14 protein-coding genes and 1 pseudogene are annotated in these 21,920 nt (G+C 72.4%); 6 read left to right on the plus strand and 9 right to left on the minus strand.

What is annotated here, in order from left to right; all coding sequences use genetic code 11:
* Positions 1–38 precede the first annotated feature (38 nt).
* A complete protein-coding gene (locus NQO67_RS32015; protein WP_255953851.1) occupies positions 39–1,109 on the plus strand; it encodes an isocitrate/isopropylmalate dehydrogenase family protein in 1,071 nt (356 codons plus the stop codon).
* Between the two features lie 24 nt (positions 1,110–1,133).
* Here the strand turns inward: NQO67_RS32015 and NQO67_RS32020 are convergent, their stop codons facing one another.
* A complete protein-coding gene (locus tag NQO67_RS32020) occupies positions 1,134–1,925 on the minus strand; it encodes a GntR family transcriptional regulator (protein WP_255953852.1) in 792 nt (263 codons plus the stop codon).
* A gap of 135 nt (positions 1,926–2,060) precedes the next feature.
* Between NQO67_RS32020 and NQO67_RS32025 the strand changes: the two genes are divergently transcribed.
* The gene (locus tag NQO67_RS32025; protein ID WP_255953853.1) at positions 2,061–3,752 is read left to right on the plus strand and encodes a DUF885 domain-containing protein; all 1,692 of its coding nucleotides are present in this window, start codon (positions 2,061–2,063) and stop codon (positions 3,750–3,752) included.
* A gap of 48 nt (positions 3,753–3,800) precedes the next feature.
* Here NQO67_RS32025 and NQO67_RS32030 read toward each other — a convergent pair whose 3' ends face one another.
* The 6 genes from NQO67_RS32030 to NQO67_RS32055 all read right to left on the minus strand — a co-directional run bounded on the left by NQO67_RS32030 (position 3,801) and on the right by NQO67_RS32055 (position 10,792).
* Entirely contained in the window at positions 3,801–4,646 is an 846-nt protein-coding gene (locus tag NQO67_RS32030; RefSeq protein ID WP_255953854.1) for an SDR family oxidoreductase, read from the minus strand.
* A 69-nt stretch (positions 4,647–4,715) separates the two neighbouring features.
* Positions 4,716–7,712, minus strand: coding sequence for an AAA family ATPase (locus NQO67_RS32035; protein ID WP_255953855.1), 2,997 nt, complete (start codon positions 7,710–7,712; stop codon positions 4,716–4,718).
* Positions 7,709–8,872, minus strand: coding sequence for an exonuclease SbcCD subunit D (locus NQO67_RS32040; protein WP_255953856.1), 1,164 nt, complete (start codon positions 8,870–8,872; stop codon positions 7,709–7,711). Before NQO67_RS32040 ends, NQO67_RS32035 begins: the two co-directional genes overlap by 4 nt.
* 120 nt (positions 8,873–8,992) lie before the next feature.
* On the minus strand, positions 8,993–9,448 hold the full coding sequence (locus NQO67_RS32045; RefSeq protein WP_255953857.1) for a KOW domain-containing RNA-binding protein: 456 nt from the start codon (positions 9,446–9,448) through the stop codon (positions 8,993–8,995).
* Between the two features lie 33 nt (positions 9,449–9,481).
* Positions 9,482–10,117: a hypothetical protein gene (locus tag NQO67_RS32050; RefSeq protein WP_255953858.1), complete on the minus strand. Its 636-nt coding sequence runs from the start codon at positions 10,115–10,117 to the stop codon at positions 9,482–9,484.
* Positions 10,118–10,165: 48 nt separating this feature from the next.
* Positions 10,166–10,792: a YigZ family protein gene (locus NQO67_RS32055; protein WP_255953859.1), complete on the minus strand. Its 627-nt coding sequence runs from the start codon at positions 10,790–10,792 to the stop codon at positions 10,166–10,168.
* Positions 10,793–10,946: 154 nt separating this feature from the next.
* On the opposite strand from NQO67_RS32055, the gene NQO67_RS32060 reads away from it, so the two are divergent.
* Together NQO67_RS32060 and NQO67_RS32065 are read left to right on the plus strand one after the other, a co-directional pair.
* A complete protein-coding gene (locus tag NQO67_RS32060) occupies positions 10,947–11,354 on the plus strand; it encodes a CoA-binding protein (RefSeq protein WP_255953860.1) in 408 nt (135 codons plus the stop codon).
* Positions 11,355–11,744: 390 nt separating this feature from the next.
* Positions 11,745–13,715 (plus strand): annotated as a pseudogene (locus NQO67_RS32065) (alpha-amylase family glycosyl hydrolase); the annotation flags it as partial.
* Between the two features lie 49 nt (positions 13,716–13,764).
* On the opposite strand, the gene NQO67_RS32070 reads toward NQO67_RS32065, so the two are convergent.
* Entirely contained in the window at positions 13,765–16,962 is a 3,198-nt protein-coding gene (locus NQO67_RS32070) for a type 2 lanthipeptide synthetase LanM family protein (RefSeq protein WP_255953861.1), read from the minus strand.
* 72 nt (positions 16,963–17,034) lie between these two features.
* Positions 17,035–17,214 (minus strand): hypothetical protein, encoded by a 180-nt coding sequence (locus NQO67_RS32075; protein ID WP_255953862.1) that lies wholly within the window; start codon positions 17,212–17,214, stop codon positions 17,035–17,037.
* A gap of 259 nt (positions 17,215–17,473) precedes the next feature.
* Between NQO67_RS32075 and NQO67_RS32080 the strand changes: the two genes are divergently transcribed.
* Together NQO67_RS32080 and NQO67_RS32085 are read left to right on the plus strand one after the other, a co-directional pair.
* Complete coding sequence (locus NQO67_RS32080; protein ID WP_255953863.1) at positions 17,474–18,268, plus strand: SGNH/GDSL hydrolase family protein; 795 nt, start codon at positions 17,474–17,476, stop codon at positions 18,266–18,268.
* Positions 18,269–18,481: 213 nt separating this feature from the next.
* Entirely contained in the window at positions 18,482–21,886 is a 3,405-nt protein-coding gene (locus NQO67_RS32085; RefSeq protein ID WP_255953864.1) for an NACHT domain-containing protein, read from the plus strand.
* The last annotated feature ends 34 nt before the right edge of the window (positions 21,887–21,920 follow it).

Genomic DNA, 21,920 nt, shown 5'->3' on the forward strand with positions numbered 1-21,920 from the left:
ACGAAACAAGGCGTCCGTACGAAGGGGAGCAGCAGGGCATGGGGCTACCGCGGTTCCGGATCGGGGTCATCGAAGGCGACGGGATCGGACCCGAGCTCGTCGAGGCGGCGCTGACCGTCGCCAGCGCGGCGGTGGAGGGCGAAGCCGTCCTGGCGTACCACCAGGAGGCGGGTGGGGCGAAGACGTACGCCGAGACGGGTGAGCCACTGAGCGCGGCGGCGCTGGAGCGCATCCGCTCGGAGTACGACGCCACGCTGAAGGGCCCCGTCGGCCTTCCGACGGTCCGCAAGCCGGACGGCACCGAGGGCGGCCTGCTGGGGGGTGTACTGCGCGGCGGGCTCGACGCGTACGCCAACGTCCGGCCGATCGCGTCCGTGCCCGGCGTCCGCACTCCGATGCGTCCCGACCTCGGGCCGATCGACTACGTGATCGTCCGGGAGAACACCGAGGGGCTGTACCTGTCCCGCGGACTCGGCGTCGGCAACGACCACGCCAGCGCCGACCACCTGATGATGACCCGGCACGGGGTGGAACGCGTCGTACACCGCGCGTTCGGGCTGGCGCGGGCCCGCACCGGGGCGCCCGCCGACCGGGTCAGGCGCGTCACCTGCGTGGACAAGAGCAACGTGATCCGCTCCTACGCGTTCTTCCGCCGCATCTTCACCGAGATAGCCCCCGAGTACCCCGACATCGAGACGGACTTCCGCTACGCCGACGCCGCCGGCCACGATCTCGTGCACGATCCGGGCCACTTCGACGTGCTGGTGATGGAGAACTTCCTCGGGGACATTCTCAGCGACGTGGGCGCCGCGACCATCGGCGGCCTCGGCCTCTGCCCGTCCGGGAACATCGGCGACACGAGCGCCTACTTCGAGCCGATCCACGGCTCGGCGCCCGACCTCGCCGGGCAGGACCGGGCGAACCCCGTCTCCCAGCTCCTCTCGGCCGCGATGATGCTGGACCACCTGGGGCTCGCCGGTCCCGCGGGGCGGGTGCGGCGTGCGGTGCGGGAGGTGTTCGCCGGGGGCGAGGTCACGCTCGATGCCCGTGGCCGGCCCACGTGTGGGACGCGTGCGGTCGCGGAGCGGGTGCGCAAGCGGCTGGTCTGAGCCGGCGGCTGGTCCGAGCCGGCTTCAGGCCGTGTCCCGGGACGCGGTGGAGGCGGCCGGGCCGCTGGAGATCCCCTGCGGCCAGTTCGCCTCGATCACGTGCAGGGCCTTGCGCATCATCGCCCTGGTGACGGCGGCGGCCAGGTCGGCGTCCCGGTAGCCGTACGCCTCCCTGAGCCGTGCGTAGTCACGGTGGGAGGCCTGCATACGGCCCGGCAGCGACAGGCCGTAGCGGCGCAGTGGGTAGATCCGCAGACCGAGGGATTCGATGATGCCGCCGACCCGGCGGTTGGGGCAGATGTCGGCCTCTGTGTGGCGGTAGTCGACCGTCGCGTAGAAGTACTCCAGGACGTTGCCCTGCTCCACCGCCACCTGCATGCGGGCCAGTGACTCGTCCAACCGGGCGATCTCCGTGTCGCTGCTGCCCTCGACGATGCAGGTACTCATCAGGGAGTAGAGGGCGGCACGGATCTGGTAGGTGTCGCGGATCTCCGCGAGGGTCAGCGAGGCGACCCGGGCACGCTTGCGCGGCGGGAGGAGCAGCAGGCCCTCGCGTTGCAGCACGGCCAGCGCCTGGTGCACGGGGGTGCGGCTGGTGCCGAACCGGCGTGCCAGGTCGACCGTGTTCAGCTCGGCGCCGGCGGCGAGACGGCCCTCGATGATGTCCGCGGCCACCCGCGTCACGATCTCCCCGACCAGCTCGCCCTGCCCGGCCAACGACCCTGCCCGGCCCAGCAGACGGGAGACGAGGGGGATGTCGTGCTGCGCGGGCGCTGGGGTGCCGGCGGCCCCGTCCGGCGTGCTGCGTTGTGCCATCGCCCCAGCTTAACGGCGTGGCGGCGTGCGCACGGCCGGCTCTGAACGTGCGTACGGCGCGGTGCATTCGGCGCCGCGTGAAGACGGGTACGTGAATGGCTGACGAGGTCCCCTTCGCCGTATGAGGATGTCCCCATGCCAGAGAAGAAGATCCCCCTGCCCCGAGAGGTCGCCGACGCCTACGTCGACGAGCTTGTCGCCCTCGATCCGATCACCGGCACCTTCCTCGGAGTGAAGGAGAGCGCCGGACGGCTGCCCGACCTCTCCCCGGAGGGTCAGCAGGCCGAGGCGGAGCTGGCCCGGCGGACGCTGGCGCGACTGGCCGAATCGGAGCGGCAGCCGGGCGCCGAGCGGGATGTCGAGCGTCGTTGCGCCCGCCTGCTGCGGGAACGGCTGACCGCGTCCCTCGCGGTGCACGAGGCCGACGAGGGGCTGCGCGCCGTCAGCAACATCGGCTCCGCCGCGCACTCCGTCCGTGATGTCTTCATGCTGACGCCGACCGAGACCGAGGAGGACTGGGCGGCGATCGCCGAGCGGCTGCGTGCGGTCCCGGCGGCGCTGGACGGCTACCGCGCCTCCCTCGCCCTGGGCCTGGAACGCAAGCTGCCCGCCGGTCCCAGGCCCACCGGCACCTTCATCGAGCAGCTGACCGAGTGGACCGACCCGGGCGGCGCCGGCCGCGGCTGGTTCGAGGAGTTCGCGGCCGCCGGCCCGGAGGCGCTCCGCGCCGAGCTGGACAGCGCCGCCGGCGCGGCCACGGCAGGCGTCGCCGCGCTGCGCGACTGGCTGCGCGAGGTGTACGCGCCGGCGGTGGCGGACGCGCCGAACACGGTGGGCCGTGAGCGCTACGCCCGCTGGTCGCGCTACTACAACGGCACGGATCTGGACCTGGACGAGGCGTACGCGTACGGCTGGTCGGAATACCACCGCATCCTCGGCGAGATGGCGACGGAGGCGGAGAAGATCCTGCCCGGCGCGGCCACGCCCTGGCGGGCGCTGGCGTACCTGGACGAGCACGGCCGGCACATCGAAGGCGTCGACGAGGTGCGCGACTGGTTGCAGGGCCTGATGGACGAGGCCATCGAGACCCTCGACGGCACCCACTTCGACCTCGCCGAGCGGGTCCGGCGGGTGGAGGCGCACATCGCACCGCCCGGCAGCGCCGCCGCGCCGTACTACACGGCACCGTCCGAGGACTTCTCGCGCCCCGGCCGCACCTGGCTGCCCACCATGGGCCGGACCCGTTTCCCCGTCTACGACCTGGTGTCCACCTGGTACCACGAGGGCGTTCCCGGACACCATCTGCAACTGGCGCAGTGGGTGCACGTCGCCGGCGACCTCTCCCGCTACCAGGCCACCGTGGGCATGGTGAGCGCCAACTGCGAGGGCTGGGCGCTGTACGCCGAGCGGCTCATGGACGAACTGGGCTTCCTCACCGACCCCGAGCGGCGCCTTGGCTATCTGGACGCGCAGATGATGCGGGCGGCACGGGTCATCATCGACATCGGCATGCACCTGGAACTGACGATCCCGGCGGACTCGCCGTTCCACCCGGGCAAGCGGTGGACGCCGGATCTCGCCCAGGAGTTCTTCGGCGCGCACAGCAGCCGCACCCCGGGCTTCGTGGCGAGCGAGCTGACCCGCTACCTGTCCGTCCCGGGCCAGGCCATCGGCTACAAGCTGGGCGAGCGGGCCTGGCTGCTGGGCCGGGAGAACGCCCGGCAGCGGCGCGGCGCCGACTTCGACCCGAAGGCCTGGCACATGGCGGCCCTGTCCCAGGGTGCCCTGGGCCTCGACGACCTGGTGGACGAGCTGTCGCAGCTCTAGGGGGTGTCCGACTCCCGTCGTCGCCCCGCCGCAGGGCGGGGCCGCGGGTCAGCGGGCGAAGCCTCCCTCGGAGTTGATGACCTGCCCGGTGATCCACTCGGCTTCGTCCGTGGCGAGCCAGCCGATCAGCCGGGCCGGGTCGTCGGGCATGCCCCAGCGGCCGGCGGGGAACATGGCGGCGACGGCGCGGTAGTCGTCCTCGGAGGCGTAGTCCGTGTCGACGGGTCCCGGATTGACGGTGTTCACCGTGACGGCGTGCGGGGCGAGCGTGGTGGCCAGGACGCGGGTCGCCGAGGCCAGGGCGCCCTTCTGCAGGGTGTAGGCGATCTCGTCGGGCATGCCGCCGCCCTGGTCCTGACCGGAGGTCATCATGACCACCCGGCCGCCCGGTGTGCGGGGCGGCAGCGTGGCCCGCAGCCGTGCGTAGGCCTGCACGAGCAGGATCACCGAGCGGGCGTCGATCATCCAGTGGGCGTCGAGCATCGCGGCGTCGATCGTGTCGAGGGTGCCGTCCGAACCGCTGAGGGCGTGGTTGGCGACGAGGATGTCGAGCCGCCCGCCGAGTGCTTCGGCGGCGCGGTCGACCAGTTCGGCGGGTACGGCGGGGTCGGTGAAGTCGCCGGGACCGTCGACGACGCGGGCCGCCGGGTCGGCCAGCGCCTCGCGCACCCCGGCCACCACGTCCTCCGGGCGGTCGGCGCCCCAGGGCATGGCGACGTCGTGCGGCACGTGGTGGTGGACGTAGACGCTGGCGCCGTAGGCGGCGAGCCGGCGTGCGACGGCGTATCCGATGCCGCTACGGCGGCTGGCGCCGGTCACGAGCGCGGTACGCCCGCGCAGCGGCAGCGGGTCACGGCGGAGTTCGGCGGCGGAGGGGGAGGGAAGATGCGGCATGGTGCCCCATCATCAGCGGCCGAACCCATGCGTGCACGTCGTTTTCGCCGGCACCGGGAGCGGTGCGCCCTACCGCTGCCGCACCGACGATCCGCCCCGCCCCTTGACCACCTCCAGTTGGGCGTGGATGCGGCGGCGCAGGTCGGGGACGTGGCTGACGATGCCGACGCTGCGGTCCCGTTCGCGCAGGGCGTCCAGGACGTCCAGGACCTCGTCGAGGGTCTGGTCGTCCAGGCTGCCGAAGCCCTCGTCGATGAAGAGGGTGTCGAGCCGCACGCCGCCCGCCTCGTCGGTGACCACGTCGGCGAGGCCGAGCGCGAGGGCGAGCGAGGCGAAGAAGGTCTCTCCGCCGGAGAGGGTGGCCGTGTCCCGCTCGCGGCCGGTCCAGGCGTCGACGACGTGGAGTCCGAGGCCGGATCGGCCGCGTCCGGCGCGACCGTCGGAGTGGACCAGGGTGTAGCGGCCCTGGGACATGCGCCGCAGCCGTGCCGTGGCGGCCGCCGCGACCTGTTCGAGACGGGCGGCCAGCACGTAGGACTCCAGGCGCATGCGCCGGTCGTTGTCGACGGAGGTGCCGGCGGCCAGGGCGGCCATGCGGGCGATGCGGTCGTGACCGGTGCGCAGCGGGGCCAGTTGCCGGGCGGCGGTGTGCACGCGTGCGGAGAGGCGGTCGAGTTCGCTGCGGCGCCGGGTGGCCTCGTCATGGGCGGAGGCCGCGCGCCGCAGCCGTAGCTCGGCGGCGGCAGCGGCCTCGCGGGCGGTTTCCGGGTCGGCCGGTGGGAGGGCCGCGGCCGCGGCGGTCTCGGCCTCGGCGAGGACGGCGCGCACCTGAGCCTCTTCCTGGAGCCGGGCGTCGAGGCGCTGCTGGAGGCCGCGGCGACGGGCCGGGTCCAGCAGGGCGGCCGCGACCGCCTCGGGGGTGTCGAAGCCGGCGCGGAAGGCGGCGTCCGCGACGCGTGCGTCGGCGTCCTTCATGCGCTGGGCGGTGTCCTCGGTGCTGCGGGCGGCCTCGGCGGCGTCCGCGAGGAGGGCGGTGCGGTGTTCCAGGCGGCGGGCGCGGGCGGCCACGCTGTCCTCGCCGCCGCGCGCCCGGGTCAGCTCCGCTTCCAGGGTGCCGTACTCACGCTCCAGCATGTCGCGTTGGGAGGCACGGGAGGCGGCGCGGGCGGCGGCCTCCTGCTGGACGGTGAGCCTGCGGTCGCGTTCCTGCTCGGCGTGGGCGAGGGCTTCGCGTGCGGCGTGCAGTCGGGCCGCGGTCTCATGGGCGTCGGCGTGCCGGGCCCGCAGGTCGTCGGCTTCCGCACAGAGCTCGGCGGTCGCGGTGGTGGAGGCTTCGGCGGTGGCGGCGGCGAGGGCCTCGCGTACCGAGGCCAGCCGCTGCTCGGCGGTGCGGCGGGCCTCGTCGGCACGACGGTGGGCGGCGAGGGCGGCGTCTTCGGCGCGGCCGTCGACATGGCCGGCCACCTTGCGGGCGGGCCGTGGGTGCTCGGTGGCGCCGCACACGTCGCACGGCTCACCGGCGACGAGGCCGGCGGCAAGTTCGGCGGCGATGCTGCGCAGCCGCTGTTCCTTCAGCTCCAGCCAGTGTTCGTGGGCGGCTGCGGCGCTGTCGCGTGCGGTGCGCGCCTGCTCTTCCGCGGCGGCGGCGTCGGCGGCGAGCCGGTCACGGCGGCGGGCCGCGGCCAGCCGGGTCTGGGCGCCTTCGAGCCGGGCGGCCAACTGCTCGGCGCGCGCGGCGGCCTCCTGGGCGGAGTCGATGCGCTCCTGGAGCCGGAGGCGGGTGGGGTCCCAGTCGGCGAGCCAGCCGGTGGACTCGTGCAGCAGCTCGTCGTCGGCGCGTTCCTGGCGCTCCAGGGTGGTGCGCTCGTCGGCGATCTCGGCCAGTCGGTGTTCGGCGCGGCGGGCGGACTCCAGGCCGCCCAGTTCTTCCGATGCCTTGCGCAGGGCGCCGGTCAGGCCCGCGACGCTGGTGTCGGTCAGCTCGGCGGGCAGCGCGGCGCGTGCCCGTGCCTCCGTCGCGGCCGCGGCGCGGTGCTCGGTCTGTGCGGTGTCCCGCAGGTGCAGGGCGGGGGCGACGGTCTCGGCCGCGCGGGCGCGCTCCATGAGGGCGGTGGCGCGCCGGTGGTCGTCCGCCGTCGCGTCGAGCCGCTCGGCGCGGGCGCGGGCTTCGGCTGCGCGCTGCTGCAACCGGTGGAGTTCGCGTGCGTCGGCCAGTCGGCGCTCGGCCGTGGTGTGTGCTTCTTCGGCGGTGCGCAGGGCGGCTGCGGTGGCCGCCAGCCGTTCCCGGGCACCACTGCGGGCGACGGCGGCCCAGGTGAGGACGGCTGCGACGAGGCCGGGGTCGCCGGGGGCGGCCTCCGGCAGGGGCAGTTCGAGGGTGTCGCCGGCGGCCTGCTGGATGCGGTGGGCGTCGGCCAGCAGGTGGGCGTCGGCGTCGCGCACGGCGGCTTCGGAGGTGCGCCGCCGTTCGGCGAGGTGCTGCTCGACCGCGGCGAACCTGCCGGTGTCGAAGAGTTGCCCGAGGAGCTTGCCGCGTGCCTCGGCGTCGGCGCGCAGGAAGCGTGCGAAGTCGCCCTGGGGCAGCAGCACCACCTGGCAGAACTGCTCCTTGCTCATGCCGCCGAGCAGAGTGCCGATCTCCTCGCCGATCTCCTGGTGGGACCGGCTGAGGTCGCGCCATGTGCCCTCTTGGGCGTCGTACTCGCGCAGGGCGCTCTGGGCCTTGTCGGTGGTGGTGCCGGCGCCGCGGCGCTTGGCGCGCTGCCACGGGGGCTGCCGGGTGATCTCGAGACGGCGGCCGGCGACGGTGAACTCCAGGCACACCTCGGTCCGGGTGGCGGTGTCGGCGTGGTCGCTGCGCAGGGCGCTGCCCTGGCCGCTGGTGTGCCGGGCGCCGGGCACCGCGTTGTACAGCGCGTAGCAGACCGCGTCCAGGACGGACGTCTTGCCGGCGCCGGTGGGACCGTGCAGCAGGAAGAGACCGGCGACCGTCAGTGCGTCGAAGTCGACCTCCTGGCGGCCACCGAAGGGTCCGAAGGCGGTGATGCGCAGCCGGTGCAGCCTCATCGCACGACCTCGCGCACCGCGTCGTGGGCCCGTACGGAGTCGAACGCGTCGCGCAGCACGATGCGTTCCTCCGCGTCGGGGCCGACGCCGCGCACATGGGCGACGAAGTCCTCGGCGATCTGCTGGTCGTCGCGGCCGGCGAGGCGCCGTGCGTAGGACACGTCCCTCTCGCCGGGTGGCCGTTCGGGCTCGAAGAGCAGGCTGAGGGTGCCGGGGAAGCGCTCGGTGAGCCGGGCCATCGGGTCCGCGGGGCGCACCGGGTCGGTGAGGGTGGCTTCCACCCAGGCCGGCTCGTGCCGGGCGAGCGCGGGGTCGGCGAGCAGGTCGTCCAGGTGGCCCCTGATGCGGGCGAGCGGGCGTGGCACCGGGGACTCGATGCGCTCGGCGTGGATGGCGCCGTCGGCCGCGAGGTCCACCAGCCACATGCTCTTGCGGTGCGTCGCCTCGGAGAAGGAGTAGGCGAGCGGCGAACCTGCGTAGCGCACCCGCTCGCTGAGGGTCTGGCTGCCGTGCAGATGGCCGAGCGCCACGTAGTCCACCCCGTCGAAGATCCCGGCGGGCACCGCGGCGACGCCGCCCACCGTGATGTCGCGCTCGCTGTCGCTGGCCTGGCCGCCGGTGACGAAGGCGTGGGCGAGGACCACGGACCGGGTGCCGGGCGGGCGCTGGGCGAGATCGGCGCGTACCCGCTTCATGGCGGCGCCTAGCACCGCCTCGTGGCTGGGCCTGTCGACGGCGAACTCGTCCTTCACCAGGGACGGTTCGAGGTACGGCAGGCCGTAGAACGCGACGCGGCCGTGCGCGTCGGACAGTACGACGGGGGTGGCGCAGCCGCCGGGCGAGGTACGCAGGTGGATGCCGGCCCGGCCGAGCAGCCCGGCGCCGACGCCGAGGCGGCGGGCCGAGTCGTGGTTCCCGGAGATCATGACGGTGGGAACGCCGAGTGCGGCAAGGCGGTGCAACGCGTCGTCGAACAGCTCGACGGCGGCGAGCGACGGCACTGCCCGGTCGTAGACGTCGCCGGCCACCAGCACCGCGTCGACTGCGTGCGCGCGCACGGTGGCTTCGAGATGGTCGACGAAAGCGGCCTGGGCGTCGAGCATGCTCACCCGGTGAAACGCCCGGCCGAGATGCCAGTCCGACGTATGCAGCAACCTCATGATCCCCGACACTATCCGCCGGGTCTGACAACGCCGGTCCTCCCCTCGGCCCCGGCAGCCTCACCCGTCCCGTCCGGCTGCTTCGCGGACCGGCTCCCCGTCCCCGGTCGGCCCGTCCCCTCAGCCCCAGTCGACCCGGCGGCCATCGCGCAGGAAGGACTCCTCCACGCCCGCCCAGTCCTCGACCCATTCGTTGACGCAGTTGACCCGGAGGCCGGGATCGTCGGCGATGCGGATCATGACTCCGGCGGATCCCCCGGTGTCGGCCACCTTGTCGACGCGAACCCAGCGACCGGCGCCGTCACCGGACACGACGCGTCCCACCACCCCGTAACGGCGGATGGCCCCGGCGTGCGCTGCGATGACGTCCGAGCGGTCGGGCACCGCCGTCACCCGTGGCTCGCCGGGCGGGCCTGCGAAGGAGATGTCGACCGGGATCCGGTGGCCGAACATCTCGATCGCGCCCTTGGCCTTCGACAGGGTGGCGTCGACCTCGGTGATCGTCGTCCGGAGCGTCGCGAACGGGCCGTCGGTGACGGTGACGAAGGCTCCGACGGTGATGCGCGCGTCCGACACGGCTGGTGCTCCTACTCCCGACGTCCCGTGCTCCTAGCGCCCCGCGATCCCCTGCTCGGCCATGGGGACGCCCGCCTCGGCGAAGACCGCTGCCACCGCAGCCTCCCAGGCGTACTCCTCACCCTGCACGTACATGACCTGGTCGAGGCCCGGCCCCACGGGCTGGTCCGGGATGGACACGCACACCACCTCGTCGTTCACCGGCAGGTCGTACGTCACCCACTCGTCCCCCGCGGCGTCCCAGTCCGGCCCGACCTCGTCGGTGCGCAGCGGCAGACCCCGGCTGCACAGTTCGGCCACGAGCAGCTCCACATTGGCGATGATGGTGCGCTGCCCCTGGGCGAGCGTGGCCAGTTTGTCCACGATCTCGCTCCAGTGGAACGTCTGGTGGTTGCCCCAGCGCAGGATCCATCTGCTCCCCGGGACGGCGGCCCGGAGGACCTCCGTCGGGACGCCGGGGACGACGACGTGCACCTGGTAGCCCTCGGGAGCCTCGATGTCGAACGTCAGATGGCCCGGGAGGCCACGTGTCGATTCGCCGTCCTCGTTGAAGACCGTGGTCTCGCAACCGCGTTCCCTGAGCTCGGCGGCCAGCGCCTGCATGTTCCGTCGTGCGTTCACGGCCGCTTCGGCCTCGTCAGCCGGAAGCAGGGTGTCGTCGTCCGTCATGCACGGCATCCTGGCAGACGGCACGGACAACGAGCACCGAGCCCTCGCTCACGCGTCCCCGTACGTCTCGCCGCCCGGTTCGAACCGGGCACCCCCCGCGGTGGCGTCCGCGAGCCAGGCGCGGAAGGCGGGGACGTCGGCGTCCGGAAGCGCCACGCTGAGCGTGACGGCCTCCGCATAACGGACGTCGCGTACCTCCCGGCCCGCGCTGCGCAGGTCGTTCTCCAGCCGGCCGGCGCGTTGATGGTCGACGGTGATGTCGACGAGCCGGAAGCGTCGCCTGGTACGGGTGCCGAGCGTGTCGAGGGCCTCGCCGACCACTCCTCCGTAGGCCCGGATCAGCCCGCCCGCGCCGAGTTTCACGCCGCCGAAGTAACGGGTGACGACGGTGACCACGTAGCGCATGTCGCGGCGCAGCAGCATCTGGAGCATGGGGACGCCGGCGGTGCCGCCCGGTTCACCGTCGTCACTCGCCTTCTGCACCGCCGCATCGGCCCCGATGACGTAGGCGAAGCAGTTGTGGTTGGCGTCCGCGTGCGCACGACGGACGCGGGCGATGACGTCCTGGGCCTGTTGCTCGGTGGCGGCGGGGGCGAGCGTGCACAGGAAACGCGAGCGGTTGATCTCGATCTCATGGCTACCCTCGCGGGCCACCGTGCGGTACTCGTCGGGCATCGGGCCAGGGTATGCGGTGGGCGGGCGGAACAGTGGCGGGGCGCCGCCGACGCTGACGTGCAGCCAGCGCACTCCGCGATCGTTCGGGAATAGACCACCGCCGATCCGTTGTCCTGTGCTGGAGGGGATACATCGGACCCACGAGAGGCGCGACGTGCACAGCGATCCGAACACGATCCGCAAGATCCTTACCGAGCTCGGCGACACCTGGGCCGTCGTCGGGCTCTCCTCGAACGAGCGGCGGGCCGCCTATGGTGTCGCCGCCGTGCTCCAGCGCTTCGGCAAGCGGATCGTCCCCGTCCATCCGAAGGCCGAAGCGGTGCACGGGGAGCAGGGCTACCCGTCCCTCGATGCCATCCCCTTCGACGTCGACGTGGTGGACGTCTTCGTGAACAGCGCCCTTGCCGGTGCCGTCGCGGACGAGGCGGTGGCCAAGGGGGCGCGTGCCGTGTGGTTCCAGCTGGGCGTCGTCGACGAGGCCGCCTACGCACGCACCCGTGCTGCGGGCCTCGAGATGGTCATGGACCGGTGCCCCGCCATCGAGATCCCCCGGCTCGGCTGACGAGACCGGCCGCCCGCCGCCCGTGCCGCGGCCGCCGTCTCGCCGTGTCCGGACGCCGCAATCCGGCCAGAGCCGTCCGGTGTCTTTACATGTCCATGATGCTCGCAATACCTTACTGAAAGTTTCCGCATATTCCTGCAAGGGCCTGCTTCTGCGCGGTCTGCGCGATCCCTGCGGAGACCCGTACAGGCTGCTGGCGCGTGCGGCCTTCCCGTTCTCACGAGAAGGAGCGTTGCCGTGCTGCCCAAGCAGAGCCGTCCGCACCCGCGTAGCCAGGGACGACCACCAGGCCCGTTCCGGTGGCACGTCCCGGTGCCGTCCCTCCTCGCCGTCGTCGCGCTGCTCGCCGGGCTGCTGGTGGCCGGCGGCCCCGGCGCGTCCCCGGTGGCGTCCCCCCGAACCGCCCCCGCGACCGCACCGGCGGCGGCGCAGGCCGAGCCGGCGACGATGCTGGGCGGGGATCCGCGCAGGGACTCGATCTACTTCGTGCTGACCGCGCGCTTCTACGACGGGGACACCGGCAACGACCGCGGTGGGAACCAGCACGTGAAGTCCGGCAACGCGGCCAACGACGACCCGATGTTCCGCGGCGACTTCAAGGGCCTGGCCGACAAGCTGGACTACATCAAGGGCCTCGGCTTCTCCGCGATCTGGATCACGCCCGTGGTGCTCAACCGCTCGGACTACGACTACCACGGGTACCACGGCTACGACTTCTACCGCGTCGACCCGCGGCTGGAGTCGGACGGGGTCTCCTACCAGGACCTGATCGACCGCGCCCACGCCAAGGGCATCAAGATCTACCAGGACGTGGTCTACAACCACAGCTCGCGCTGGGGCGCCAAGGGCCTGTTCACCCCGGTCGCCTACGGGGTCCAGGACGACCAGTGGGGCTGGTACTACGACGACAAGGCGGCGGGCAAGGAGTACGACCCCCTTCAGGAGGACGAGAACGGCAACCCGTACAACGGTGACCGCTGGTCGACCGAGGAACCCGCCGGCAACACCTGCCGCAACTGGGGCACGCCCACCGGCCAGAAGAGTCCCGAGGGCTGGACCCTCTACAACTGCCAGTGGCCGAGCCCCACGTCAGGGATGTTCCCGGCGGACCTGTACCACCAGTGCTGGATCGGCAACTGGGAGGGCGAGGACTCCCGCAGCTGCTGGCTCGCCGACGACCTCGCGGACTTCAACACCGAGAACGCGACCGTGCAGAAGTACCTGATCGACGCCTACAACAAGTACATCGACATGGGCGTCGACGGATTCCGCATCGACACGGCCGTGCACATCCCGCGGGTCACCTGGAACCGCCGTTTCCTGCCGGCCCTGCACGACCACCTGGTGGCGAAGTACGGCGCCCAGAAGGCGGACGACTTCTACGTCTTCGGTGAGGTCGGCGCCTTCGTCAACGACAAGTGGAACCGCGGCTCGGTCAACCACTCGGCGCAGTTCTACACCTGGAAGGAACGCAAGGAGTACAGCGCCGACGACGGGCAGGCGGCGATCGAGCAGTACGACTACGAGGAACAGCTCGGCACCGGACAGCAGCCCACCAGCGACAACGCGTTCCTGGACGGAAACGACTACCACGCGCCCGACCACACGAAGTTCTCCGGCATGAACATCATCGACATGCGCATGCACATGAACTTCTCGGACGCGCCGAACGCCTTCCGGAACGGCAAGGACTCCGACGACTCGACCAACGACGCCACCTACAACGTGGTGTACGTCGACTCCCACGACTACGGGCCGAACAAGAGCAGCACCCGCTACTCCGGCGGCACCGACGCCTGGGCCGAGAACATGGCGCTGATGTGGACCTTCCGGGGCGTGCCGACCCTGCTCTACGGCTCGGAGATCGAGTTCCAGGCCGGCAAGCAGATCGACTGCGGTCCGTCCTGCCCGCTCGCCTCCACCGGCCGCGCCTACTACGGGGACCATCTCGAAGGCGGCGTCACCGCCTCCGACTTCGGCGTCGTCGACAGCGCCAGCGGCGAGGTCGCCACCACCCTCGGCAAGCCGCTGGTCCAGCACCTCCAGCGCCTCAACCAGATCCGCCGTGCCGTGCCCGCCCTCCAGATGGGCCAGTACTCCACCGAGGGCGTCACCGGTGAGATGGCCTTCAAGCGCCGTTACACCTCGGGGGGCACCGACAGCTTCGCGGCCGTCACCGTCACCGGAGACGCGACCTTCACCGGCCTTCCCCACGGCACCTACACCGACGTGGTCACCGGAGACACCCGCGAGGTCACCGACGGCACGCTGGCCATCGCCGCGCCCGGCAAGGGCAACCTCCGCGCCTACGTGCTCAACGGCCCCGGCAAGGTCGGCACCGCCGGCCCGTACCTCAAGTGACGTCCACCGCCTGACGCGCTGGTGCGCCGTCCGCCCTGCCCCGGAGCCGTCACGCCGGAGGCTGCGGGGCGGGGTCGGGCGGTTGCAGGGCCAGGACGGAAGGGACGCGGTCAGGGGCGGCCAGGCGCAGCAGGCCGAAGCCGATTCCGGCCACGCCCACCATCAGGGACGGACTGTGCACGCCGCGCGGCATGCCGCACACCCAGCCGCGTTCCTCCAGGCCGTCCAGGATCACGGCGGCGTGCCGCAGCGCCGCGTCCCGTGCGGCCTCGCCCGCCAGCAGCAGGACGTCCGCGTTGCCCAGGTCGCCGTGGCAGAGCGAGAAGTTGCCTCCGAATCCGTCCCGGACCACGGTGGCCAGGGCCGTCGCACGCTCTTCGGGTAGCCGCGTGACGTCGTCCAGGAGGGCGCACAGTTCGATGCGTGCCAGGGCGATGCCCGCGGCCCCGTGGCACCAGTAGACGGGATGGGACGGCCCGTCCGGCGAACCGTCCATGCGTACGTCGCGCCAGTTTCCGGCGTCGGCGTCGAAGAGGGTGTGCTCGTAGTCGAGTGCTGCGCGTGCCAGGGTGGGCAGCCGTTCGTCGCCGAGCACGGTCCCCGCCCGGCCGAGCGCCCAGGCGATGCCGGACGCGCCGTGCGCGAATCCCGCGAGCGGTCTCTTGACGGTCTCGGCCAGCGCCCGCGGCACCCAGCCGACCCCGCCCGCCGGCTGGGGCACCGCGCTGTCCACCAGCCGGTCGGCGCAGCGCGCGAGAGCATCGGTCACCGCCGCGCCGGGGCGCAGGGCCGCCCAGGCGGCCAGCCCTGCGATGGTGCCCGCGCAGCCCCCGATGACGTCGTAGGAATCGTCGCCGCCCGCGGTGGCGGCCACCCGGGCGACGACGGTGGCGGCGAGCGCGTCCAGTTCGGCGTCGGGCCGGTGGGCGGTCAGGTGGGCCAGGGTGTACAGGATGCCTCCGGCGCCGCTGGTGCCGCCGGTGAGCCGGTCGGCGCGGCGTCGGATCTGCCGGCGCAGGGTGGCACCGGCGGCCAGCGCCGCCCGTCGGTGGGCCGGCTCGCCGGTGAGGCGGGCCAGGTGGTGGAGGAAGAGGGTGATGCCGGCGGTGCCGCTGTAGAGGTCCGGGCCGAGTTCCGCCGGGACCCACCGGCCCGGCGGCACCCAGTTGGGGCCGATCCAGGCCAGGTCGGCCGGTCCGCGGTGGGCCCGGTCGAGCAGGTGGTCGGCGGCCTCGACGGCCTTGGCCAGGGCGCGGGCGCGGATCGTGTCGGGTTCCGGCGCCTCGGCGGGCGGCCGGGGTGCGCGGGCGGCGGATGCGGGGCGTGGCTCGCCGGCGCCGGCGGCCGTGGTCACCGACAGGCGGAGCAGTTGGCGCTGGTGTGCCAGGTCTTGCGTGCCGAGGCCGGCCAGCTTGTCGAGCGCGGCGTCGAGTGCGGGGCGGTCGATGACGGCCGGGATCAGGGCGCCGGTGGAGGAGCGCGCGTCGGTGCTGTCGGGGCGCACGGTGAACAGGGGGATGTCGTTGTTCCGCAGGTCGGCGCGTTCGTGGGCCAGGAAGGCGGCGGCGCTGTCCTCCCAGGCGGCCAGCGCCCACAGCCGGTCGAGGTGCCGTTCCTGGTCGAGGGCGTCGCGCAGCAGGTCGGGATGGTGGGCGGCGGACAGCAGGCTGCGGTACTCGAGGGTGTCACGGCGCAGCAGCCGCGTCTGGTCGGCGGCGAAGGCCCGCAGCAGACCGCGCACCGCCGGTTTGGCGCCGGCCATGGCGGTGTACGCCTCGGTGAACCCGGCGTCCAGGTCGTCCACGAAGTCCGCCAACCTCAGTGGCCGGTCGGCGGGGACGGGGCGGCTGTCGGCGGCCTGGACCTCCGCGGGCGCGTAGCCGATGTGCATCGTGTCGGTGCCGGCCTCGGCGACCTGCGGGACGGCCCGCGGGGGCAGCCGGGCGGGGTCCCAGCCGAGCGCGGACAGGTCGGTGCCGCCGTTGCCGTTCTCGTCCCACATCCGCTGCGGCAGCAGGCCCGACCGCAGCAACGAGTGGGCGGCGTCCTGGCGCGCCAGGCGCTCGGAGACGGACAGGTCCTTGGCGGGTTCGCGCAGATCGGGGTGGAGCAGCGCCTCCAGGTCGACGAGCACCGGCTGGTCGCCGACGGCGATGAGGTTCTGCGCGTGGCAGTCGACCGCGTCCAGCACGTACAGCAGTGCGGCCAGCACACCGGCGCGGTGGTAGAAGGCCCGGAGTTCCGCATGGTCGCGGCAGTGCCGGGCGGTCACATGAGCCATCCAGCCGTAGCCGTCACCGGGCAGCTGGTCCACCTCGAGCAGCGGCAGCTTAAGCTGCGGGTTGAGCCATCGCAGCAGGTCCTGGAAGTGCACGTCGACGTCGATCGGGCGCGGCTTGTAGACGATGTGCGTGCCGTCCGCGAAACGCACGCCGGTGACGCTGGCGCCGCCACGGTGGGCGTCACCGAGGCCGGTACGTATCTCGGTCACCCGGCCGAGCGGGGCGCCCGCGGCGAACACGGCGGAGATCCTGGGCAGGTCGGCGGCGAGCCGGCGGACGAACGTCAGGTGGGTGCCGGTCCACTGCTCGGCGGCCACCGTCAGCCGGCGGGCCAGCACCGGGTATTCGGCCAGCAGCCGCACCGCCTCGGCGGGGTCGCCGAGCCGGCTGACGAAGTCGAGGTAGCGCTCGCGCGGCGTGCCGCCGGTCAGCCGGCCGGTGAGCCGGGCGACATGCAGCTCCACGGTCACGGCACGCAGCGCCATCGCGTGCGCGGCGGCGGTCAGGGACGGCACCAACTGCGCGGTGATCCCCTCCGGGGTGCCGAGCGGGGTCGGCCCGAGAGCCGCGATGCCTTCGCACAGCCGATCGCGGGCGGTGGCCAGCAGTGGGGCGACCACCACGGCGAACGCATCCCGGTCGGGGATCTCCAGCGCGCCTGGCGGCGGTGGGTCCTCGAAGGCCAGGGCGATCCGCCGCACCCATGGTTCCGGAGCGCCGAGCCGGTCGGCCAGCGCGTCCGGTGGCTCGGTCAACAGCCCGTGCAGCAGCTCGGGGTCCAGGTCGTCGCAGGCCAGCCGGCGCTCGAACCACCCGTCCTCGTCGAACGGCCGCTGGGCCCGCCAGCGTGCCAGCGCCCGGTCGGCGCGCGGCCCGAGTGACGCGTCGACGGCCGATGCCCGGCCCCTGAGGCCCGGCGGCACGGCACGCGCGGCCGCCCTGCGCAGCCGGGATGCGTCCACCACGGCGCGGTCCCCCTCGTCGGCAGAAAGCGGGACGCCGCACCTCCGGGTGGAGGTGCGGCGCGTGTCGGCGGGTCAGTAACTACACATGCGCGCACAACTGGAGTACGTCTCGCAGGTGTTGGCCGCCTGCCCGGCGGACACGTAGACCTCGCCGGCCGGGTCCCCCGCCGGGTGCCATGCGTGTTCTTCCGCGAGGCCCTGCCGGAAGTCCGCATCCTTGAGCGCACGAACCTGTTCTGCCGTCGTCAGCACGGCGCCTCCCACATTCAGTTCGTATCCCCGAATTGTCGTTCGGACGGCTCATCATCGCAGCGCCGATCGCTCCCGCACCAGTAGGCGTGCCGCACTCACACCACAGGTGGACGCGCGTCAAGTCGCCTACGGCAACGGATTCCTGATGCCGACTCACACCCGTCACCAAAGCTGCGAAAAGAGTTTGGCATGAACACTTCCATTGGACAGGATCGCTTGCTACCAATGGGTAGCAATCTTTCCTGACCAAGGAGATTCCATGAAACTGAGACGGTCGTTGGCAGCGCTTGCCACGCTGGTCTTCGCCACGGTGATCAGCCTGGTGCTCACCGGTCCGGCGCAGGCCGCCGGAGCCGTGTACGTCGCGCTCGGGGACTCGTACTCGTCCGGTAACGGCGCGGGCAACTACGACAGCGCGAGCGGCGACTGCCACCGCAGCTTCAGCGCGTACCCCTACCTGTGGAAGAACGCCCACTCGCCGTCCTCGTTCAACGACGACGCCTGCTCCGGCGCGGTCACCACGGACGTGACCGGCAAGCAGCTCGGCCACCTCAGCTCCGCCACCACCCTGGTGTCCATCACCATCGGCGGCAACGACGCCGGCTTCGCCGACACCATGACCACCTGCGTCACCGGCAGCGACAGCGACTGCGTCAACCGCGTCAACCAGGCGGAGGCCTACGCCCAGAACACCCTGCCCGGCCGCCTGGACACGGTGTACAACGCCATCCACTCCAAGGCGCCCAACGCCAAGGTGGTCGTCCTCGGCTACCCGCGCATGTACAAGCTCGGCGTCTTCTGCATCGGCCTGTCGGACACCAAGCACAAGAAGATCGACGAGGCGGCCGACGCGCTCGACACCGTCATCGCCGCGCGTGCCGCCGCCCACGGCTTCGTCTTCGGCGACGTCCGCACCACCTTCGCCGGCCACGAGCTGTGCTCCGGCGACGACTGGCTGCACGCCCTGGTCGTCTCGCCCAGCTGGGAGACCTACCACCCCACCGCCACCGGCCACGCCAGCGGCTACTACCCGGTTCTGAACTCCAAGGCCTGATCGCCCGGCCGATCAACCACCGGCACGAACCGGAACGCACTTCGGAGCCCCTGCCCGCGAGGGACAGGGGCTCATCCGCGTCAACATCCCCCAGCACGGACGCTCTTCAGACCGATGACGAACGAGCGACCGCACGCCGTACCTACAATGGCGCCCCCGGTCATGCGGCCACGCCCGACGGTCCGGGCGACGACGTGATGAGGGGGACACGACGTGACCACGACGGGGAACTCCTCGGGGGACTCCTCAGGCCCGGCCCCCGCCCACCAGCACACCAGCGCCCCCGGGCCCGCCGCCCCGACGGGCCAGAGCGCCCTGCTGCCGAAGCTCACCTGGCTGGCGGCCATCCTGCTACCGCCCTCGGCGGTGGCCGGGGTCTGGCGGGACGTGGTGCGCCACCATGTCGTGCTCGCCTGCGGGGGGTTCCTGCTCTACTGGGTGATTCTGACGGCCGGAAAGTTCGCCGTGGACTTCGTCCGCGATCTCGTGCTGCGCAGACGTGCAGGCTGGCTGGAGAGCGCGGACCAACACCTCGCCCGCCTGTTCAGCGGCTTCGACCGTACGTACAAGGAGTACCTCGCCGCGAGCATGCGGTTCATGGACCAGAGGGGGCTGTCGGTCATCGGGCCCTTCGCCCCGGAACTCGACGAGGTCTTCGTGGACGTGAGCCTGGCGCTCCAGGCCCCCGGACGGATCGCAGCGGACCTGCTGGGCGCAGCGGGCCCCGTGGCCATGGCGGGCGGAACGGACGAGCGCAGGTACATCGGTGACTTCCTGGACCGGCCGGAGCCCCGGGTGCTGGCCATCGTCGGGGCACCCGGTACCGGTAAGACCACCCTGCTGCGGCATGTGGCCCGCCGTGCCTGCCTGGCCGCCCCCGCGGACCGGCAGCGTGGCGTGCCGGCGCTGCTGTACTTACGCAGCCTGGTCACCGAGCTGGCCGAGAACCCCCGGCTCACCCTGGCCGAGGCGATCAGGTCCGGGCTGGGGCAGCGGATCAGCGACGGCGAACCCCCCGGCTGGTTCGAGGCCCGGCTGAGCACCGGCGACTGCGTGGTGCTGCTGGACGGACTCGACGAGGTGGCCGAAGAGAGCATGCGGCACACCCTCGTCGCCTGGGTGGAGCAGCAGATCAGCAGCTACCCGCAGAACGACTACGTCCTCACCTCCCGGCCACACGGCTACCGCAGCGCGCCGGTGGAGGGCGCCACCGTGCTCCAGACGCGGCACTTCACCGAGCAGCAGGTGTCCGACTTCATCGGCAAGTGGTACCTGGCGGTCGAACAGCACGCCCGGCACGACGCGGACTCCACGGCAACGGCCATCCGGCTCCGCGCCGAGGAGGGCGCCGCAGACCTCCAGGCCCGGCTACGGGCCACTCCCCATCTCTACGACCTCACGGTCAACCCGCTCCTGCTGACGATGATCGCGAACGTCCACCGCTACCGCGGTGCGCTCCCCGGCACCCGCGCCGACCTGTACCGCGAGATCTGCCAGGCGATGCTCTGGCGACGGCAGGCGTCGAAACGGCTCGTGGTGGAGCCGCGCGGCACGCAGAAGGAGACCGTGCTGCGGGGGCTCGCCTTCGCCATGATGGAACGCCGGACCGCCGTCGTCTCACGGTACGACTGCGTGGACATCCTCGGCGGGATACTGCCGCGGATATCCGAGTCGCTCACCGCCGAGGAGTTCCTGACCGACGTCGGCACCAGCGGCCTGCTGCTGGAGCGGGAGAACGGCGTCTTCGCCTTCGCCCACTTCACGATCCAGGAATACCTGGCGGCCGAGCACATCCGCGACAAGGGACTCAGCCGGCTGCTGGCCGAAGCGGTCGACGACGACTGGTGGCGCGAGTGCACCCTGCTCTACTCGGCCGGCGCCGACGTCGGACCGATCGTGGCCGCCTGCCTGCACTCGGGCACCATCACGGCCCTCGCGCTGGCCTTCGACTGCGCAGACGAGGGCAACGAACTCGATCCCGAACTGCGTGCCCGGCTGAACGATCTGCTACGCCGCTCCTCCTCGGCGGACATGACGGCCGAGGAACGGCGCCTGATGAACGGCGTGCTGGTCACCCGCCGGCTGCGCCACGTGCTGCGGACGGCTGACGACGGCCGGTTGTGCGCATCGCCGGTGGATCCGGACGTGTACGGGCGCTATCTGCTGGACCGCGCCGAGCACGGAGCGCGCCGGCCGGACTCCGCATCCGCGGCGGGCGAGCCCGGACGTCCCGTCACCGGAGTCCGCGGCCAGGACGCGCTCGCGTTTGTCGGCTGGCTGAACGACCTGGTCGGGGGCGAGTCCCGCTATCGGCTGCCCACCGTCGAGGAGGCCCGGGATCCTGCGGTACGCGGCATCCTCAGTCCACCGGCGCCCGCCGCGGCCCATGGCAGGGCTGATGCCGGTGACCAAGGCGGCTACAGCTTCTGGTGTATCGACGAAAGCGGCGGTGCGGAGCGGCCTCAGCTGTGGGTGCCGCCCGGGGTGAACGAACCGCGGTCCCTGCCGACGCGGGAGCTCACGGGCCGGATCCACGAGGACTTCGCCGGTTTCCGGTATGTCCTGGCCACGCTTGTCGCGCTGCGCGCCCATGCCGCGTTGGCCGTCATGTCGTCGTGCCTGCGGGGGGCCGACGGCTCCGCCGAAGCCGGTTCGGTCCTCGCCCACGTCTTGGCCCTCTTGGAGGACCTCGCCGTCAACGAGTCGCGGTACGCCGATGCCTTTCTGGAGATCGGGAGCAGAGCAGTCCTCGACGTGGAGTTCGCACGCGTGCGCGCCGTGGCGGCGGAACTGTCCAGGCGGGAAGACCCGTTGTCCGACGGGGATCTCCCCCTGGTTCTCGCGGAGGACGTGGTACGTGAGCTGTCGGCGCTGGCCGAGACCCTGGCATCCCATCCACTGGTCGCGGAACTCGGGATCACCGTCCAGGCGGCAGTCAAGCTCAGGGACCGCCTCGCCCAAGGCAGGGCGCCGGTCCTGGAACCTCTGGTCAGGCGGGTGACGTCAGCCGACATGACGGGCGGGGCCCTGCACGCCTCGAACGATCCGGTCGTCGTGGCCAGGTCTGCCGTCTATCGGCTGGCCACAGGGCGGGTGCTGCCGCTGGCCGCAGCGCAGTTCTCGGCCCGGATCCACACGGAGTCGGCACTCGGTACGCAAAGTCCGTGGGCAGTCTTCCTGGATGCCCTCACCCGCTTTCACCTGCCCGAGTACCCGTCGTCCCGTTCGGTGGTCGTCGACCCGGACGAACTCCTGGACGCTCTCCCCGGGGTCCTCAGGGAGTTGGCGAACGCCACGGCGGAGCACCCCTCTGCCGTGTGGTTCGACAAACTGCTCCGCACGGTGTGGGCCCACGTCCTCCCCATCCTGCGGCGCGATCGCCCACCGCAGGGTCCCGACCTGCAAAAGGCCCGCTTGGCGGTGGCCTGTCTCGCCGCGGAGGAACACCTGCGCGTGGTGCAGCCGGGCACGGACGACCTCAACACGGACGGAACCGGACTGGCACGGCGCGACCTCACCGAGCCGCTCCGCCGCACCGCCGCCGCCCTCACCTGGCTGGAAGACCGCCACACCGGCGCCAGGCCGGCGACCGAGGCCATCGTCCTGGCCGTCGACTGAGCGGGGCCCGCCGGACGCAGGGCCACGGACCGTG

The sequence above is a fragment of the Streptomyces odontomachi genome, from assembly GCF_024435355.1.
GTDB lineage: Bacteria > Actinomycetota > Actinomycetes > Streptomycetales > Streptomycetaceae > Streptomyces > Streptomyces odontomachi.

Bases quoted from the DNA above. Each gene is read 5' to 3' on its own strand.
- NQO67_RS32025 (WP_255953853.1), top strand. From the start codon at position 2,061: ATGCCAGAGAAGAAGATCCCCCTGCCCCGAGAGGTCGCCGACGCCTAC.
- NQO67_RS32080 (WP_255953863.1), top strand. From the start codon at position 17,474: ATGAAACTGAGACGGTCGTTGGCAGCGCTTGCCACGCTGGTCTTCGCC.
- NQO67_RS32015 (WP_255953851.1), top strand. From the start codon at position 39: ATGGGGCTACCGCGGTTCCGGATCGGGGTCATCGAAGGCGACGGGATC.
- NQO67_RS32035 (WP_255953855.1), bottom strand. From the start codon at position 7,712: ATGAGGCTGCACCGGCTGCGCATCACCGCCTTCGGACCCTTCGGTGGC.
- NQO67_RS32040 (WP_255953856.1), bottom strand. From the start codon at position 8,872: ATGAGGTTGCTGCATACGTCGGACTGGCATCTCGGCCGGGCGTTTCAC.
- NQO67_RS32055 (WP_255953859.1), bottom strand. From the start codon at position 10,792: ATGCCCGACGAGTACCGCACGGTGGCCCGCGAGGGTAGCCATGAGATC.
- NQO67_RS32020 (WP_255953852.1), bottom strand. From the start codon at position 1,925: ATGGCACAACGCAGCACGCCGGACGGGGCCGCCGGCACCCCAGCGCCC.
- NQO67_RS32030 (WP_255953854.1), bottom strand. From the start codon at position 4,646: ATGCCGCATCTTCCCTCCCCCTCCGCCGCCGAACTCCGCCGTGACCCG.
- NQO67_RS32050 (WP_255953858.1), bottom strand. From the start codon at position 10,117: ATGACGGACGACGACACCCTGCTTCCGGCTGACGAGGCCGAAGCGGCC.